Origin of the sequence: Acinetobacter sp. CWB-G5 (assembly GCF_019209785.1) — a bacterium.
In the GTDB taxonomy this organism is placed as follows: Bacteria; Pseudomonadota; Gammaproteobacteria; order Pseudomonadales; family Moraxellaceae; genus Acinetobacter; species Acinetobacter johnsonii.
In genome coordinates, this window is the sequence record NZ_JAHUTF010000005.1 from 145,671 (window position 1) to 162,704 (window position 17,034).

Annotated in this window: 17 protein-coding genes and 1 tRNA gene; 5 read left to right on the forward strand and 13 right to left on the reverse strand. The window is 40.7% G+C overall.

Annotated features, from left to right (window positions below):
- Positions 1-92 precede the first annotated feature (92 nt).
- The gene (locus KVY11_RS10660) at positions 93-1,109 is read left to right on the forward strand and encodes an AraC family transcriptional regulator (RefSeq protein ID WP_218288909.1); all 1,017 of its coding nucleotides are present in this window, start codon (positions 93-95) and stop codon (positions 1,107-1,109) included.
- Between the two features lie 167 nt (positions 1,110-1,276).
- Here the strand turns inward: KVY11_RS10660 and KVY11_RS10665 are convergent, their stop codons facing one another.
- From KVY11_RS10665 to KVY11_RS10700, 8 genes are all read right to left on the reverse strand, one after another.
- Entirely contained in the window at positions 1,277-2,305 is a 1,029-nt protein-coding gene (locus KVY11_RS10665; RefSeq protein WP_087014955.1) for a YeiH family protein, read from the reverse strand.
- On the reverse strand, positions 2,298-2,624 hold the full coding sequence (locus KVY11_RS10670; protein WP_218288910.1) for a Rieske 2Fe-2S domain-containing protein: 327 nt from the start codon (positions 2,622-2,624) through the stop codon (positions 2,298-2,300). Before KVY11_RS10670 ends, KVY11_RS10665 begins: the two co-directional genes overlap by 8 nt.
- Complete coding sequence (locus tag KVY11_RS10675; RefSeq protein WP_218288911.1) at positions 2,621-3,274, reverse strand: DsbA family oxidoreductase; 654 nt, start codon at positions 3,272-3,274, stop codon at positions 2,621-2,623. The genes KVY11_RS10670 and KVY11_RS10675 overlap by 4 nt, the downstream gene beginning before the upstream one ends.
- Positions 3,274-4,614, reverse strand: a complete 1,341-nt coding sequence (locus tag KVY11_RS10680; RefSeq protein ID WP_218288912.1) for an MFS transporter — start codon at positions 4,612-4,614, stop codon at positions 3,274-3,276. The genes KVY11_RS10675 and KVY11_RS10680 overlap by 1 nt, the downstream gene beginning before the upstream one ends.
- Positions 4,615-4,764: 150 nt before the next feature.
- On the reverse strand, positions 4,765-5,868 hold the full coding sequence (locus KVY11_RS10685) for a 3-keto-5-aminohexanoate cleavage protein (protein ID WP_218288913.1): 1,104 nt from the start codon (positions 5,866-5,868) through the stop codon (positions 4,765-4,767).
- Between the two features lie 61 nt (positions 5,869-5,929).
- A complete protein-coding gene (locus KVY11_RS10690) occupies positions 5,930-6,778 on the reverse strand; it encodes a TauD/TfdA family dioxygenase (protein WP_087014966.1) in 849 nt (282 codons plus the stop codon).
- Positions 6,779-6,802: 24 nt separating this feature from the next.
- On the reverse strand, positions 6,803-7,789 hold the full coding sequence (locus KVY11_RS10695) for a quinone oxidoreductase (RefSeq protein WP_218288914.1): 987 nt from the start codon (positions 7,787-7,789) through the stop codon (positions 6,803-6,805).
- A gap of 529 nt (positions 7,790-8,318) precedes the next feature.
- Entirely contained in the window at positions 8,319-8,906 is a 588-nt protein-coding gene (locus KVY11_RS10700; RefSeq protein WP_218288915.1) for a TetR family transcriptional regulator, read from the reverse strand.
- A gap of 115 nt (positions 8,907-9,021) precedes the next feature.
- On the opposite strand from KVY11_RS10700, the gene KVY11_RS10705 reads away from it, so the two are divergent.
- Entirely contained in the window at positions 9,022-10,512 is a 1,491-nt protein-coding gene (locus tag KVY11_RS10705; RefSeq protein WP_218288916.1) for a SmvA family efflux MFS transporter, read from the forward strand.
- A gap of 148 nt (positions 10,513-10,660) precedes the next feature.
- On the opposite strand, the gene KVY11_RS10710 is transcribed toward KVY11_RS10705, so the two are convergent.
- Both KVY11_RS10710 and KVY11_RS10715 read right to left on the reverse strand, forming a co-directional pair.
- A complete protein-coding gene (locus tag KVY11_RS10710) occupies positions 10,661-11,017 on the reverse strand; it encodes a hypothetical protein (protein ID WP_218288917.1) in 357 nt (118 codons plus the stop codon).
- 246 nt (positions 11,018-11,263) lie between these two features.
- Positions 11,264-11,340 (reverse strand) — tRNA-Ile (locus KVY11_RS10715).
- Between the two features lie 646 nt (positions 11,341-11,986).
- Between KVY11_RS10715 and KVY11_RS10720 the strand changes: the two genes are divergently transcribed.
- Entirely contained in the window at positions 11,987-12,559 is a 573-nt protein-coding gene (locus KVY11_RS10720) for a 1-acyl-sn-glycerol-3-phosphate acyltransferase (RefSeq protein ID WP_218288918.1), read from the forward strand.
- 263 nt (positions 12,560-12,822) lie between these two features.
- A complete protein-coding gene (locus KVY11_RS10725; RefSeq protein ID WP_004693421.1) occupies positions 12,823-13,572 on the forward strand; it encodes a YebC/PmpR family DNA-binding transcriptional regulator in 750 nt (249 codons plus the stop codon).
- 52 nt (positions 13,573-13,624) lie between these two features.
- Here the strand turns inward: KVY11_RS10725 and KVY11_RS10730 are convergent, their stop codons facing one another.
- The 3 genes from KVY11_RS10730 to KVY11_RS10740 all read right to left on the reverse strand — a co-directional run bounded on the left by KVY11_RS10730 (position 13,625) and on the right by KVY11_RS10740 (position 15,450).
- Complete coding sequence (locus KVY11_RS10730) at positions 13,625-13,840, reverse strand: GrpB family protein (protein ID WP_010326590.1); 216 nt, start codon at positions 13,838-13,840, stop codon at positions 13,625-13,627.
- A 95-nt stretch (positions 13,841-13,935) separates the two neighbouring features.
- Entirely contained in the window at positions 13,936-14,406 is a 471-nt protein-coding gene (locus KVY11_RS10735; protein WP_004693423.1) for an Lrp/AsnC family transcriptional regulator, read from the reverse strand.
- A gap of 279 nt (positions 14,407-14,685) precedes the next feature.
- Complete coding sequence (locus KVY11_RS10740) at positions 14,686-15,450, reverse strand: glutathione S-transferase family protein (RefSeq protein ID WP_218288919.1); 765 nt, start codon at positions 15,448-15,450, stop codon at positions 14,686-14,688.
- Positions 15,451-15,830: 380 nt separating this feature from the next.
- On the opposite strand from KVY11_RS10740, the gene KVY11_RS10745 reads away from it, so the two are divergent.
- Positions 15,831-17,033 carry an SfnB family sulfur acquisition oxidoreductase gene (locus KVY11_RS10745; protein WP_010326588.1) on the forward strand — a complete coding sequence of 401 codons (1,203 nt, stop codon included), beginning with the start codon at positions 15,831-15,833 and terminating at the stop codon, positions 17,031-17,033.
- Position 17,034 lies beyond the last annotated feature (1 nt).

The window sequence follows — 17,034 nt, forward strand, 5'->3', positions numbered from 1 at the left end:
TCTAAGTGCTGAAACTGATACTTTTATAGTACTGGATATTGCTTAAAAATAAGTTCAGTCAGGATGACTGAAGTAAAAATAGGGAGCTTAAAGTGATTCCACTTGCCCATACGGCTGTACTCAAAAATTATTTGAATGTTAGCCAACAATTCAATTTCAATCCTTATTATTTGCTTTCTAATGCAGGGCTTAATCCTGCGCAGCTCAATGACCCGAAACAACGTATCCCTGTCGACAAAGCTATCGCTCTATTAGAACAATCTGCTGAAATGAGCGGCTGCGAAGTATTTGGACTGCTTATGGCGGAACAGCGTCAGATTGCCGACTTTGGTGAATTGAGTCTATTATTAAGTTATCAGCACACTTTACGAGATGCGCTACAAACCATTGTTATGTATAGAAACTTCATTAACAATGCGCTTGAGATGTATATTGAAGAAGCTGGGAATACGGTGATTATTCATTTGGAAGTTGTTGGTGCATCGACCGAATACAGCCGCCAAGCCATTGAATTGGCTTTGGGTGTCACCCATCGTTTTTGTGCCATGTTACTTTCGCAAAAGTGGCGTCCATTGGGTGTACATTTCACTCATAACGCACCACAAAACTTGGCTATTCACCAACGGGTTTTTGGTTGTACTTTAGAGTTCGGTAGCGAATTTAATGGCATTGTTTGTACAGTAGCGGAGCTAGATAAAGCCAACCCACAAGCCAATACCGCCATGGCAGATCATGCGAAGCGCTATCTTGATATTGATCTTCTGCAAAATGAAAATGAATCCTCCATCATTTTTGATATTCGAAAAAGTATTTATCTCCTTTTACCTATGGGACGTGCCACGATAGATCAAGTGGCAAATCTACATGGAATCAATGTCCGGACCTTACAGCGCAGATTAGAAGCCTCTCAAACCAGTTTTAGTATTTTAACCAACGATGTGCGCCGGGCTTTAGTCTTCCGCTATCTGCAAAATATGAACTACTCTTTGGGACAAGTCTCAGACATTTTGGGCTATTCTATGCCAAGCTCGTTCACCCGTTGGTTTATTGGTCAGTTTGGCGTTTCACCCCTAGCTTGGAGAAATGACCATAAGGGCACTACACATTAATAAGCGCGTGAAAGAAATCTACTTGAAAATAAAGCTGATTCATCCTTTTTGAATGAATCATCTTTAATTATTTAAAAGTCCGTGTAATACATAGCATTTTGCCAATCAGTACGCTTCAATCACTGGCTGGCAAATAAGTTACTGAGTAGCTTAATGTTGTAAAGTCATTAGAACATCCAATGCATCAGTAAAAGTACCAAGACCACAAGGAAAATACTCTCTCCCACCATCAATAAGATCGGTTTGATACCCACTGTCGCGAGTTCTTTAAACTGTGTTTTCATACCCAATGCACTGATGGAAATAATCAAACACCAACGCGACAACTCATTCATACCACCTTGAACCACCACAGGCACCCAGCCTGTACTGTTTACACAGGCCAAAATTAAAAATCCAACAGCAAACCATGGTAATAATGGCGGACGCGGCCCTGTAGACTCTACGCCTTGCATGCGTGTAATCATGGCTGCGCAAATAATTACAGGTAATAACATCGCTACACGCATCAGTTTTACCACCGTTGCGGTATCGCCAGTTTCAGTCGACATGCTATAGCCCGCGCCGACCACCTGAGCAACATCATGAATAGTTGCGCCCAAGAATACCCCTGCTTCAGTCGGTGATAAGGCCAACCATTCTGCAATCATCGGATACACAATCATGGCAATGGTTGAAAGCGCCGAAACACCAATCACCGTAAATAATGTCGCCTTCTCTTTTTGTGGATGGTTCGGTAAAGCAACAGATAAAGCCAGTGCAGCTGAAGCACCACAAATGGCCGTTGCACCGCCTGTCAGCATACCAAACAGTTTTTGAAAGCCTATTAACTTTGCAACGATGATTGAAACTGAAATCGTAACAATAATTAAGGTAATCACGAGTGCAATAGGCTGCCAACCCAATGCAGTGATTTGCGCTAAAGTGATCCGCATCCCGAGCAGCGCAATGCCGATACGCATTACCGTTCGAGCGGTAAACTCAATGCCTGCCTTACAACGGCCTTCAACCGACAAAAAGCTCAGCCCCATACCCAGTAATAAGGCAAACAGCATGACAGGAGCACCATAGTGTTCCGATAAAAAACTTGCCGCTGCCGCTGCCACCAAACTGATACTAAAACCAGGTGCCAAGGCTTGAACTTTTTGACGAATATTATCTGCATAGCTGAGGCTAAATTGGCTTGAACTATTCATGTTGTTCTCCGCTATCTAGCACGATCAACACCTGTTCTCCAACCTTCTGTACAGGATAAGACGCAACACGGAGTTTCGTGGAATTGAGGAGGTAGCCACTGGCCAAGTCAAAACGCAGCCCGTGCGCACAACATTGGATGACTTTTCCCTCTAACTTGCCGCCACATAAGGACGCACCTTGGTGTGGGCAACTGTCATCAATGGCATATAGCTGATGCGCAACGTTAAACAAAGCCAATGTCTTATCACCAACTTGCAAGAAGCAACGTTCATCTAAAGCAGGAACTTTGGCTTGAGGGACTTCAAAATGTGTAGTCATGCTATTTCTCTCCGTTCGACCAGAACATCGAGCATGGCTTGATAAAGTTCATCCTCAGGACGGGCACCGACCATGGCAAAGCTACGATCAAAAACAAAATACGGCACGCCTTTCCCTCCCGTATCACCATTAAAAAATGGCATATGCGGTTTCTGTAAGAGCTCCTCAATCAGCTCTTCAGAAAAACCACAATACGTGGCAATTTTACGCAACACCTCAGTGTCACTAATATTTTCAGAATGGTGAAAATAGGCTGAATATAGCCCTTCGAGCAGTCGATCACTCTGGGCTGCATCACATATTTTGTTTGCATTTGCATAAAAACTATGTGCTTTGGCTGTATTTGGCATACGTGGAATACGGTCAAAGTCGATATCAATTGAAACCGCTTTAGCCGCCTCACGAACTTGTGCTTGGCGCATGCGGACAGCAGTCATACTGCCCAGTCTTTGTAAGTAAAATGCATTAAAAGGAATGCCATCCACAGGAATATGTGGCAAAAGCTGCACCCCCTTCCACTGAAGTTTCACAATGACGTCGGGATGGCTATATCGTAATTTTTCTATTGCGACCTGTAACTGACGTTTCCCGATCATGCACCACGGGCAAATAAAATCAAAAAAAACTTCAATATTGATTTCACGAGTCATCACTTATCATCCGTATCTAATGCTGGGTTGTGTTGAATATTCAGCGGTATTGCCTGCGCATTAAAACGGGCAACATCGCGTACATAATGTTGTTTTGCATAGAAAAATACCGCCGCAGCTGCAATGCTCATCAGCGGCATGAGTTGAAACGCACTATGTAATCCGATCAGGTCTGAAACTTTGCCGACCACTAAAGGCCCCAAAGCTAGACCGAGGAAATTGTTGGCTAAGGTTAATGTCGCAAAAGCGGTACTATGAACCGAGTTATGTGTGAGGTTTGCGACCATAGCGCTCGATGGACCATTGGTGCCAAGCGCAATGAACATCCCAAGGCAGATCATGAGTAACTGTGCATTACCCGCAGGCATTGCAAATGCAATGGATAACAACACACAGCCAATCAAGCAAAATGCAATGGCTAAAGTCACTTTGCGAACGGGGCGATCTCGGCCTAAACGGTCACACAACATACCGCAGAGAATGGTGCCCACTGCGCTACTGAGTACGATAATGGCTGCAATTAACCCAGCTTTATCGGTGCTCATACCGTAGTAACGGTTGAGATAACTCGGGAACCAAACGATCACCGTACCACCCACAAACAACTGCAAACCACTGCCAATATAAGTCGCAATGACTGAGCGGCTTGAATAAATAGAACGTAATGGGTTGGCCGATTTATCGTGTTTTTGTTCTGCGCGAAGTTGACGGCAAGTCTTGCCAATTTTTGTTTCTTTCACAATGACTGGATATAAAAAGGCCAGAATCAGACCAAATACGGCCATGCCTGCAAATGCCCAGCGCCAACCAAAATGCTCGGCCATCACACCACCCAGCGCCATGCCTAGAAATGAACCGAACACGCCACCCGCCATAAAAGCACTGGCTAAAGTAGCACGCATATCGCGAGGGAAAACCGCAACCACGACAGCAATACCAACACTGCCATACGCTGCTTCACCCACGCCGACCATAAAACGCGCTATGAACATGTGTTCATAGTTTTCCGCGACAGAGCAACCTAAAGTGGCCAAACTCCAAAGCACGGCCATGAGTGTTAAGCTTTTCACCTTGCCAAATCGATCTGCCAAAATGGATAAAGGCAACGTCAATAAGCCGACCATTAAAGCCACAATGCCACTGAGTAAACCCAGCTGACTATCGCTCAGCGTCCATTCACTTTTGATCAAAGGAAAGACCGCATTGAGCACTTGGCGTGACATATAGTCAGAGATGAGCAAACCAAAAGTTAAAGCAAAAACCAACCACGCATACTTACGTGGTACGTCAATTGATGTATCCAAACCATCTGTAGAACTGGCATATTGATGCGCGCCCATACGACCTCCTTGTGTTTCTTATACGTTCTAATTCTCATTCTTCATAAAAATTGCACTTGATCCGCAGCACAATCATCTTTGTGACTCAGTCCGAGTCAACATTCCATTTGACTCGGCTTATGTTCATTTACTTGTTTTAATCGTGACTTGTTAACCGACTTTACGATTCATTTCATATGAGTTTTGCTCAGATGCAACTTCATGAATACGTTGCGGAACACCTTTTTGACCCGCTTTACGGTTCGGCGCCATACCATTGGCCAGCAAGGTTTCTTCAATACTGTTGTACTGCACACCAATGCGGTAGATCTCACGCGCTTCTTTGCCAGTCGCCACTTCACGACCAAGCTCATGGGCAATACGAACAGTTTGTTGAATTTGCTGCACTGAACCAAAACGCTCACCGCGGTGATCAATAATCGTATCTTCATTCCCCACACGTGCATGCAAACCCATCGCCATAGACATGGTGTTGAACGGCAAAACATTTTTCAGTAATGATTCTGAGGTTAAAGTGCAGCCGTCTGGAACACGGTGAATAAAGTTAAAGAAGTTAAATGGATTTGGACCATCAAAACCACCACCAATACCAATCCATGTCAGGTTCAATGGCCCCATGTATAAGCCTTTACGTACCATACGCTCTAAGGTTTCTAAGCCGTGCATACCAGTTAACTGAAAGTGTGGCTGAATGCCATTTTGAGTTAGACGCTTTAAGTGTTCAGTCAACCATGCAGGTCCCGCAGGTACGGTCATTTCTGCATAAGCTTCTTGAATTGCAGGATGCTCAAGTGACGTGCCTTTTAAATACTCTGGGTACAACAGCTCCATAATATTCATTTGCGTGGTGTTGACTGCAACCGTCACCTGATCAGGTTTTGGGGTCAGTTCTGCCAACATATGACGGGTATCATCACTGAGCCAAAGCGCAGCTTCACCTTCGCTTTCAGGTGCAAATGAAATTGAGCCACCGACCTGAATAATCATGTCAGGTACCGCTTCACGCACGCCTGCGATTAGCTCATTGAACTTAGATAAGCGCTTTGAGCCTTTGCCATCCAGCTCACGTACATGCAAGTGAAGTACGGTTGCCCCTGCTTCATAGCACTCCACTGCTTTTTGAATTTGCTCGTCCATCGTGACAGGAATGTCTTCTGGAAAATCTTCTGGCATCCACTCTGGGCCATAAGGCGCAACCGTAATCACCACTTTATCCATATTTTCTGGGTGCAAAGAATCGTCAAAGAATTGCATGTGCATCTCCCTTTATTAGTGTTCAAATTGTGAATTTAGTTAAGTATTTTAATGTTCAGACTTAGTAAGTCTGGTCGCCAATAATGCCCGCACGTTCCATTTTTCGGTGGCATGCAGGATAGTCCATCACAGCATAATGCTGTGTGCTACGGTTATCCCAAATGGCAATACTGTTTGGCTTCCAGCGCCAACGAACTTGGTATTCTGGAATTGAGGCTTGTGAAATGAGGTAGCGTAGTAAATCTGCTGCGCCAGGATTGGCATCTTGCCCAAAACGAACGCGCTCTTTGGTGTGGTAGTTGGTAAAATGCGTGGTAAATGCATTCACATACAGGATTTTTTCGCCTGTTTCTGGGTGAGTCCGTACCACTGGATGTTCGGCATCGGGGAACTGCGCTTTCAATGCTAAACGCTTTTCAATTGGCATTGCTGCACCAAAGCTCGCTTCGATACTATGACGTGCACGCAAACCATCAATTTTAGCTTTGATCTCTTCAGGTAAGTTTTCATAAGCCAAAATCATATTGGTCCACATGGTATCTCCACCGACCTGTGGCGCTTCGACACAACGTAATACGCAACCCATTGGGGGAATTTCACGCCAGCTGGCATCGCTATGCCAAGCATTTTCATAACGGTCAATTGGGCTATCTGGGCTTTTATAAATTTGCACCAAACCTGGATGATCTGGGTGACTACCGACAGCTGGATGATCTTCCAATTGCCCAAAACGCTCTGCAAATGCCACATGTTCAGCACGGGTTAAATCTTGATCTCGAAAAAACAAGACCCGATGCTTAAGAAGGTTCGAGCGAATTTCACTAAATAAATCTTGATCGTGTATCGCATCTGCCAAATTTATGCCGCTGAGCTCTGCGCCAATATTGCAGCTTAATTGTTCAATTTGCATAAGAAATCCTTTCTAATAACAAACTTAAATTACGAAAATAGATGAACCCGTTGTTTTACGTGCCTCTAAATCACGATGTGCTTGCACGGCATCTTTAAGTTCATAACGCTGATTAATTTCAATTTTGATTCGGCCACTTGCGACATGGTCAAACAGCTCATTGGCCAAAGCTTGCTTTTCAGCAGGGTCAGCAATGTAATCTGCTAGCGCAGGGCGCGTGATATAAAGCGAGCCTTTCATAGCAAGCAGCACTGGATTGAAATCTGGAATCGGCCCTGATGCAGTACCCACGCACACCATTAAACCGCGACGCTTTAATGAATCTAATGACGACATAAAGGTATCTTTGCCCACACTATCAAAGACCACATTGACACCGATGCCATGAGTTAATTCGCGCACACGCTCTGCTACATTTTCATGGCTATAGTTAATGACATGGTTACAACCATAAGCTTTTGCAATCGCCGCTTTTTCGTCAGATGACGTTGTACCAATCACGGTTAAACCCAGCAACTTTGCCCACTGTGAAACGATTAAACCCACACCACCTGCCGCGGCATGCAATAAAATCGTGTCACCCTTTTTAAAATCATAAATACGACGCATGAGATAGGCAGACGTCAAACCGCGCATGGTCATGGCAGCCGCAGTTTCACATGAGATACCTTCAGGAAGTTTGATCAGAACATTTGCGTCAATTAATCGTGATGTGCTGTAAGCACCCAAGGTATTTAAAAAGCCGGTATAAGTGACACGGTCGCCCATTTGAAAGTCGGTAACCCCCTCACCTACGGCCTCAATCACACCAGAAGCCTCTACGCCCATGCCATTTGGCAGTGGAATTTGGTATGTACCGTCACGGAAATAAGTGTCAGCATAATTTAGCCCTACTGCCACATGACGTAGAAGAACTTGCCCTGCGGCTGGCTTTCCTACTTCTATATCTTCGTAGCGCATTACTTCAGGAACACCCGATCCATAGAATCGTATTGCTTTATTCGACGTCATTTTTCTATCCATGCTATATTTTTATTCAGTGATTAATCACACATCAAAACTACAACACTCAATAGAGCAACACTTTACATAAGGCGACATTCACTTAGCATTTTACGACATCGCTATGTAGCTAGACTATCCAACCAGCTTAAGCCCTTTTACACATAAATTCTTCAAAATCAATCATTTTTATTGCAACCAGCATTGATTTAAATACTTATATGGTTACATTTGACATGAATACTTCTTAGAACAAATTTATTAATTCATGCTGCACTTTAAAGTATCCAGCAGCTCACCAAATTTGTGCAACGGCAAGTCACCACTGAACGTCCCGTGACTTTTTATTTTCAAACCATCTTAGAGCTCGATACTAAAAATAGAGATAAGAATTAGATGATTTAGCAGGTATGACTCTCTCGACAAGGCACGAGGTGCAGATTCTCCCACGTGCTGGACTAATGTTGATTAAACAAAAGCTCATGGTATACGAAGACCGAATGTCTTAAACAATGAAACATCGAGCTGAAATTTACTTTTATTTAAACAGTTCCATTTTAAGTACCATTTCAACATGGTGCTTAAAAGAATGCTGATCTAAGCCCTTTAAGCCGAGTTGATAGATCCCTTCTAAACCGCAGACAAAAGCTATCAGCCGCCATGCAATGTCTTGACTAGAACTTGCTGTAGAAACTTTAAATTCTTGCTGAATAATCCCCTGCTCAATGGTAGCCACTAAAGAGTTATGCCATTGTTCCATTGTCACGTTATAAGCTTTTTTAATTTCCTGATCCTGTTCAATTAGTATCTCAGCCTCATTCCATAAACGTAAATAAGGTTGTGTTTGTTCAATATTTTCAACGCCGAGCAATAAAAATAGGCGTTCAAGACTACTATTGGTTGTGATTTGATCTTCCACTTGATCAAGCTGATTCATCAACTCAATAAATACTTCGGCTTTTAAGTGTGAGCTTGATTGAAAATGATGATGCACTTGTCCAGTCGAAACTTGGGCTTCAGCGGCAATCCTACGCACAGTTAAACCATTAAGCCCTTCTAGTAGTGCTACGCGTTTTGCTGCATCTAAAATCATCGTACGACGCTGTTCACGGTTTAAATAGTTCATTGCATTAGTATTCAACAGAGTTTACAAAACAGATATTAAACAAAGTTGGACACTTGTTCAAGTATGGATATAATAAGCAAACTTGAACAAGCGTCCAACTTTAATTAGGTGTTTTATGTCCCGCAAATGGGTGATTTTGGCAATCATCGTACTCATTTATTTACCTGTTTCGATTGATGCAACAGTACTCCACGTTGCGATCCCGACATTGAGTTCAACACTCTCTTTGTCAGCTAATGAAATGTTATGGGTCATCGATATTTATTCGCTGATTATGGCTGGTCTAATTCTGCCAATGGGCGCGTTGGGAGATCGCATTGGCTTTAAGCGCCTGATGTTAATTGGAGCAAGTATTTTTGGTGTAGCGTCATTGATGGCGGCCTGTGCAAATTCAGCCTATATGTTGATTGCAGCCAGAGCCTTTTTAGGTGTCGGGGCAGCCATGATTTTACCGGCAACTTTGGCTGGTGTTCGAAACACCTTCTTAGATGAAAAACAGCGAAATTATGCTTTAGGAGTTTGGGGAACCGTTGGCGGTGGTGGTGCTGCTTTTGGTCCACTTTTAGGTGGCTTTATATTGGAACACTTTTCATGGGGTGCGGTATTCCTCATTAATGTGCCTATTATTATTCTTGTACTCATTTTGACTATATGGCTGGTCCCTAAACAAACAGTGCAAACCAAACAGCCTTTGAACCTGTTACAAGCATTGATCTTAGTGATCGCAATTTTAATGCTGATCTATTCGATTAAAACCTCGATCTACGCTTTTAGTTTTTGGATAGTGTTGGTTTTTGCTATTGGATTATGCTTATTGGTAGGCTTCGTTCGGCATCAACTTCGTGCAGTTCAACCGATGATTGACTTTAGCTTGTTTAAGAATCCTGTCATTTCAACCAGTATTGTGATGGCAATGGTCGCCATGATTGCACTGGTTGGTTTTGAATTATTGCTTTCTCAAGAATTACAGTTTGTGTATGGCTATACACCGCTTGAAGCGGGCCTCTTTATTTTACCGTTTATGATTGCTATCAGTATTGGCGGGCCTTTCACCAGTGTTCTGATGAATCATTACGGTTTACGTCCTGTAGCGACAGTGGGCATGTTGATGTGTGCTGTATGTTTCTTTGGTTTAGCCATGACCGATTTTGGTGCACATTATATTCAAGCTTGGGTATGGATGGTGTTGATGGGTATCAGTGTTGAAATTGCATTATTGTCTTCTACAGCAGCCATTATGTCTGCCGTTTCCCCTGAAAAAGCAACCGCAGCTGGAGCAATTGAGGGTATGGCTTATGAGCTCGGGGCTGGTTTGGGAGTTGCTATTTTTGGATTGTTACTTTCATTATTCTATGCCCAAGCCATTGTTTTACCAGAGATGCTACCTGCAAATATGCTTACTGAGGCAAGCTCTTCAATTGGTGAAGCGATCTCACTGCTTCGACATTTGGACCCAGCGTTGATCCAAGAGCTTAAACAAGCAGCTTCAGACGCTTTTATTCATTCACATAGTAAAGTGCTCACTATTTCAGGTGTGATGTTTTTAATTCTCTCTGTCTTTGTTTGGCGAGCTTTACCAGATAAAGCCCAATCTGTTGACTCCTAAATTCTATATAATATTCAATCACTTATAATTAATAATAACGAAGCTTTATGCAATAGCTTGCATAAAGCTTCATTCAACTTATCAGCACGGCTTGATAACTTGAAATTTTAAATGATGAATAGTCACTAAAGTTTTAGACATGAGTTATTTATAGATCTTCAATTACATTTAGTATTATGACATTTTCAATATTTTTAGGGTCGTATTTGATTTTTACGCTTTTTCCAACAGCATATTTTGCAGTATCACTTTTTCTCATGATCACTTTAAATTTCTCCGTGAGAATTTCATTTCCATCGATGTTGAGACGCAACTGCATAAAAAATAGCGGTTGATATTGAACTTTAATAAAAGAATCTAAGTAATAAACAATTTCAGCCTCTGTCTCTTTGCCTCTTATAGACCTACAGATCTTATAGTAAATATCTTTTAGTAATATTTTCCAGAACACTAATATTACAAGCCCGCCAATTATAAACGAGAAAAAAATGAGTAACGGATTCACCAAATAAGCCCTCATAGAGACCAAACTTGCCTTAGCCAATCTCTATATTAAAAAGACATTTAGGAAATATGAGATTGATTCAGATGGTCATAAGTCAGAATTAAAACCTTCAAAATGAAATTCAATGACAAGACAACATTATAAGTATGTAAGCTTTCTGATTTTTTTATTGTTTACATAGTGCTTACAAGAAATTAACTATAAAAAAACCACTTAGGATTAATACACCTAAGTGGTTGATATATATGGTGGGCCCACACAGACTTGAACTGTGGACCAACGGATTATGAGTCCGCTGCTCTAACCAACTGAGCTATAGGCCCTAATATACTGAATTTGTTATATATCAACAAGTTCAGGCGAAATGAATACTAGCGAAGATTTTTTCAAAAGACAAGCTTTTTCATACATGGTTGTACACTATCCAAACAATCAGGGAAATTTACATCATCAAACTGACATATCAGATCTTTCACGATCTTTGAGTTACATAATAAGACTCAAAAGCACTTATAAATACTAGAATAATAAAATTTAATTAAATTGGATAAAAACTAAATACTGGCTTCTTCTTTTTTTCGTGACTCAATGAAAAACTCAACAATTGACCATAAAACAACCAAAGCAAAGAGAATTATTGCACATAAAAAAGTCGAAAGATAAGCCATTCTAACAATCCTGAACTTTGTTAAACCAAAGTTAAAGTGTGAAAATGCACACTTTAGTCTTAGACCAAAGTCTAATCTGTCATTTAGCTTATGAATAGTGGTATTTTCATTTTCACCATATTTATTTTCTATTTGATTAGATTTAAAACATCTTAGTGTTCAATTCTTACCCTCTCCTTGTTCAACTACTTAGGATTCAAGCCGATTCATAAAAGTGGTAAGTGCAATCAAGTAGGACTTGACTCAAACCGCAAACAAGCAGACATTAGCCTCTTTAAAAAACACTTGTATTTTTATGCTCATGTTAAAAAAATTCATTGGTGAGTCTGCGTTTAAACTCGCAGGCTGGAAATATCATGTAGAACCAAACGTTTTGGAAGACAAGCAAGTCATTATTGGTTTTGAACATACCTCTATGTTGGATGCTGTCTTGTCACTGGCGATTTTTCAAATCTACGATATGAAAATCCATACCCTGATTAAAAAAGAATTATTCAAAGGGCCAATGAAGCCCATACTCGAAGCCATTGGTGGTATCGCGGTCGATCGTAAGTCAAATAAAGACATTGTGTCTCAAATGGTTGAACACTTTAGCCAAAATGAAAAATTCAATTTAGTCATTGCACCTGAAGCGACACGTGCCAAAACAGGTGAAGTACGTAAACCTATTCGTACTGGATTTTGGCATATTGCTAAAGCAGCAAATGTCCCTATTGTGCTGATGTACGCGAACTCAAAAACTAAGCAAGGCGGTATTTTTGGAAAAATCTACCCAACAGACCTAGATCATGACTTAGCGCTTATTAAAGCACTTTATAAAGAGCATGTTGGTTTAGATATTGAAATTCCTGAATCTAAAACTTCTGCACAATAAGATCGTTTAATTAACCTAAAAGAATGTGAAAACCCTATTCTTTTAGGTCTCTGTGAGTTCTTACCAGCGGTTAATTTTTAAAGTAAACTGGCCTTTACAAGATAAATTTGAAATAACTGGCTTTATTTCAAACAACTTTAATTCTTTTTTTGTTTGTTCAGGCAATTTTCAGAAAAACACCTACTTTCGCATAAAAAAGTGCTTATGGTAGAATTTGCACAATTTGATAGGCACAAAGCCAATCTACAAGGAGCATATTTCGCATGGCGGGTCATTCCAAGTGGGCCAATATTAAGCATCGTAAAGCAAAACAAGATGCTAGCCGTGGTAAACTTTTTACCAAATTTATTCGTGAATTAACAACTGCTGCAAAGCTTGGCGGTGGTGATGCTGCAAGCAACCCACGTCTTCGTGCAGTTGTAGAAAAAGCACTTTCTGTAAATATGACACGTGACGTCATCAACCGTGCAATCCAACGTGGTGCTGGTGGTGAAGATAACGATGATTTAAAAGAAATTACCTACGAAGGTTATGGTGTTGGTGGAGTTGCAGTTATTGTAGAAACTATGACTGACAACTTAAACCGTACTGTACCGGATGTCCGTCACTGTTTCTCAAAAACAGATGGTAACTTAGGCACAAACGGTTCAGTTGCTTTCTTGTTCACAAAACGTGGTGAGATCACTTTTGAAGATGTATCTTTAGAAGATCAAATCATGGACGTGGCACTTGAAGCAGGTGCTGAAGATATCGAAGTCGATGAAGATGAAATCTTAGTCATTACTACACCTGAATCTTTTGGTGATGTACAAGATGCATTAACTGCCGCAGGTTTAAAATCGGACAATGCTGAAGTGGTCATGAGCCCTTCAACTAAAGCCGAAATTACCGATATCGACCAAGCGAAAAAGATTATGAAAATGATTGATATGCTTGAAGATTTAGATGATGTACAAAACGTATATACCAACGTTGAATTCTCTGACGCGGTATTGGCAGAATTAGACGCCTAATCTACTGCTTTATAAAAATGCGTTCTCAAACATAACTTTGAGAGCGCATTTTTTATGGCTGATTGAATACACTTTCAATAAATTTTGCTTTTTTAGATCGATATTCATCCATCGTTAAATATTGGCTGTCTTGTTTTAATTGGTTATACGCCGTCACTAATTTTTGATTTTCCAACAAACGATCACGAAATATCAGAAAACTTTGCCACCGAGCGTTTTTCACGACCAATTGAATAGTAACATCATCCTGCTGTAGCACCTCTAACATACACAGCTGATGTACTCTTATTGTCGCTGATAATATGCAAACTTTTGAAAGTAGGAAGCCTAATACTCATTAGACTCATACAAGTTCAGCGTGACTTAGACTTTGCTCAACAAACCACTACAGTTAAAAACGTTATATTCTTTAATCACAAAGCTTGAGTGCAGTGCCACCACATGTTCGATTTTACCAATGCGTTTGAGTAAAATATCACTATAGTTTTCCATATCTCTTGCAACAACTTCAACGATAAAGTCTGCCGATTGCCCTGTCACTAAAAAGGCATTGGTCACTTCAGGAATATTTTCTAGCTCTTCTAAAAACTTGGAAAAAGTGTCGGTATCGTGCTTGCTCAAAGATACTTGGAGTAAAACATGTAGACTAAAACCGAGCTTTTGATAGTTAATATCACGCTTAACTTTGGTCATAATGTCGTTATCAATGAGGTGCTTAATACGACGATGTACTGAACTGACCGATAGATTAATACGCTCTGATAATTCGTTTAGATTGATATCTTCATTACTTAAAATTTCTAAAATTTGCTTATCAAAACGATCTAATTCCATTATTTAACTCTCATGACAACTTATGTTTATAGGTGTTTATTTTATATTAAGCATTTCAAATGAAAGATAAAGCTTATTTGCATTTTTTTTCATATATTTTGAGATTGATAAAAAGATATCAGCTTTTTCAAACAAAGAGTGCCATGATCTTTTACAAAGTTGCAAATCAACTGAGAAAATTTCTATTCAGCTTCTATAAATCGTGATATTGAAAATACAAGAAAGGCAAAGGCTGTCTGTATCACACATCACCCTTGCCTTGTTTGGCTTAAGCTTATTTTAAACGCCGCGCCAGTCGACTCGAGCATTGCGCTCGGTTTGATAGACTCTTAAAACATACTGCCCCAAGGGTAAATTGGTTAAATAGGTTTTATAAGCACTAAATTCTTCAGATAGACTTTCCTCATGGTCTTTTTCCCAAGGTGTCCCTTTAATTTCCAGCACAGGCGCCAACATCGAACACACAGCAATATCGGCCAAACCTAAACGATCCTCGACAAAGTAACGTCCATGATTAGCAATTAACTTCTCATTCAATACTTCAATTAAACGCTGCATTTCGGCTTTGGAATGCTCTATTTTCTCTGCATTCAACTCATAGCCTTTCGACATCAATGTTTTCATTAAAGGTTTGGTGTATTTTTCAAATTTACGTAAATACCCCTTTTCGCCCAACATAATCTGTAATGATTGATCGTTATCGGACAATGCATGTGCCAACCCCCAACGACGGACATGCAATCCCAAATCATTGGCTAACGTATTAACATCTAAAGCCTCTTTACGAAGCTGTGCTTCATTACGTAACAGTCGATGTTCTGGATAACGCTCATCAAGATATAGTGCAATCTCGGTAGTATCAGCGACCCATTTGTCCTGATCACGCAAAATAGGCAGTTTATTTTGACCGGTCTTTAACTGTGCAAATGCCCGGTGAACCCCAGGCACCACATTTTGTGCGACAAAATCTAGCTCTTTATGATCGAGCAACCAGCGAGCTTTCTCACAAAAATGAGATAAAGGAAACTGGTATAAAGTTCTCATAAATGCTCCACATTTATTTTTCTATTTTGGCTTTTCAGAAAAGCCATCTATTTCAGTTGGATACTTTAGTCACTGTATTTAGGATTTACAATGTACTTTTTACTCAAAACTGCCTAGCAAATGTTCAACAGCCTTTATCAAATTTATACATTTTTTTCTCTACAATATCTCAAATCTTGATAAGTAAGACTTTGATCATCCCATTCAGCCCTCAGTTAAATTAGTTATTCCTTATTTTTCAAATTCTTAACATATCATCTAAATGATTAAACTTAGCATATTTTATTTTTAACTTTTTAGCTGCTAAGTAATTCAAAATCCTTCATTTAATCATTCAAGCAATCCCAAGTAGCGTATAGGCATTAAGTAAAGGTGCTTTTATGTCTCATACACTCTCTAAAAATATTCACGTGATACAAAATGATCAGGATGCGATTAATGCAGCCTATCATGTCGCTGACTTTGCCTTAGAAGGTCGGGATCAACGTGATCAGAACCGTCAGCTTCCTTTTGCTGAGGTCGAGTTATTTAGCCAAAAAGGATTAGGCGGTATTCGTATTCCTCAAGCTTTTGGAGGCGCATTTGTTTCCAACAAAACCTTAGCTCAGGTTTTTCGCATTATTAATAAAGCCGACTCAAGTGTCGGTCAAATTCCACAAAACCAAATTGCGCTGCTCAACATGATTGATCTCTTGGGCAGCGAACAACAAAAACAGTTTATTTTTAATGAAATATTAAACGGTAAACGCCTTGCCAATGGCGGCCCCGAACGAAACACCAAAGACACTAAAACTCTGAGTACAACATTAAGCATGGAGAATGGTCGTTACTATGTCGATGGTGAAAAATTCTACTCTACAGGCAGTAGCTTTGCCCATTGGTTAGCCATTAAAGCCATTCACCCTGAAGGATATGTGGTACTGACTATTGTTGATGCCACAGCACTAGGTGTGGAAGTTATCGATAACTGGAATGGTTTTGGTCAGCGTACAACTTCAAGCGGTACAGTAAAATTACAGCGGGTTGAAGTCGATCCACTACTTATCTTTGATGAGCGGAAACTGGTTGAAGACGTCAATTACCGTGGTGCTTTCTCGCAGTTAATGCAAGTTGCGATTGATGTCGGTATTGCAGAAGCTGCATTTGAAGATACTTTGTCAGCAGTTAAAAAAGCCCGACCAATTGTCGATGCGCAAGTTGAGAAAGCCAGTTTTGAACATTACACCTTACAAGAAGTCGGCAAATCCGCAGTCCTGTTAGATGCCGCTATCCTACTGCTCGATGAAGCTGCTGAATATTTAGATGAGCTCGACCAACTGAGCGTTGTCAGTGCCGAACAAGCAGCTAAAGCCTCTATTTTAGTCGCTGAAGCAAAGGTCTATGCCAATGATGCTGCACTACAAATTTCTGAAAAGCTCCTAGAGCTTGGCGGCAGTCGTTCGAGCCTAAGCCAACATAATTTAGATCAACATTGGCGCAATGCACGTGTGCATACCTTACACGACCCGATCCGCTGGAAGCTGCATGCACTGGGTAACTACTATTTGAACAACACTTTCCCTGCTCGCCACGCTTGGATTTAAG

Bases quoted from the DNA above. Each gene is read 5' to 3' on its own strand.
- KVY11_RS10665 (WP_087014955.1), bottom strand. From the start codon at position 2,305: ATGAATAGTTCAAGCCAATTTAGCCTCAGCTATGCAGATAATATTCGT.
- KVY11_RS10670 (WP_218288910.1), bottom strand. From the start codon at position 2,624: ATGACTACACATTTTGAAGTCCCTCAAGCCAAAGTTCCTGCTTTAGAT.
- KVY11_RS10675 (WP_218288911.1), bottom strand. From the start codon at position 3,274: ATGACTCGTGAAATCAATATTGAAGTTTTTTTTGATTTTATTTGCCCG.
- KVY11_RS10680 (WP_218288912.1), bottom strand. From the start codon at position 4,614: ATGGGCGCGCATCAATATGCCAGTTCTACAGATGGTTTGGATACATCA.
- KVY11_RS10685 (WP_218288913.1), bottom strand. From the start codon at position 5,868: ATGCAATTCTTTGACGATTCTTTGCACCCAGAAAATATGGATAAAGTG.
- KVY11_RS10690 (WP_087014966.1), bottom strand. From the start codon at position 6,778: ATGCAAATTGAACAATTAAGCTGCAATATTGGCGCAGAGCTCAGCGGC.
- KVY11_RS10695 (WP_218288914.1), bottom strand. From the start codon at position 7,789: ATGACGTCGAATAAAGCAATACGATTCTATGGATCGGGTGTTCCTGAA.
- KVY11_RS10700 (WP_218288915.1), bottom strand. From the start codon at position 8,906: ATGAACTATTTAAACCGTGAACAGCGTCGTACGATGATTTTAGATGCA.
- KVY11_RS10705 (WP_218288916.1), top strand. From the start codon at position 9,022: ATGTCCCGCAAATGGGTGATTTTGGCAATCATCGTACTCATTTATTTA.
- KVY11_RS10720 (WP_218288918.1), top strand. From the start codon at position 11,987: ATGTTAAAAAAATTCATTGGTGAGTCTGCGTTTAAACTCGCAGGCTGG.
- KVY11_RS10725 (WP_004693421.1), top strand. From the start codon at position 12,823: ATGGCGGGTCATTCCAAGTGGGCCAATATTAAGCATCGTAAAGCAAAA.
- KVY11_RS10730 (WP_010326590.1), bottom strand. From the start codon at position 13,840: ATGTTAGAGGTGCTACAGCAGGATGATGTTACTATTCAATTGGTCGTG.
- KVY11_RS10735 (WP_004693423.1), bottom strand. From the start codon at position 14,406: ATGGAATTAGATCGTTTTGATAAGCAAATTTTAGAAATTTTAAGTAAT.
- KVY11_RS10740 (WP_218288919.1), bottom strand. From the start codon at position 15,450: ATGAGAACTTTATACCAGTTTCCTTTATCTCATTTTTGTGAGAAAGCT.
- KVY11_RS10745 (WP_010326588.1), top strand. From the start codon at position 15,831: ATGTCTCATACACTCTCTAAAAATATTCACGTGATACAAAATGATCAG.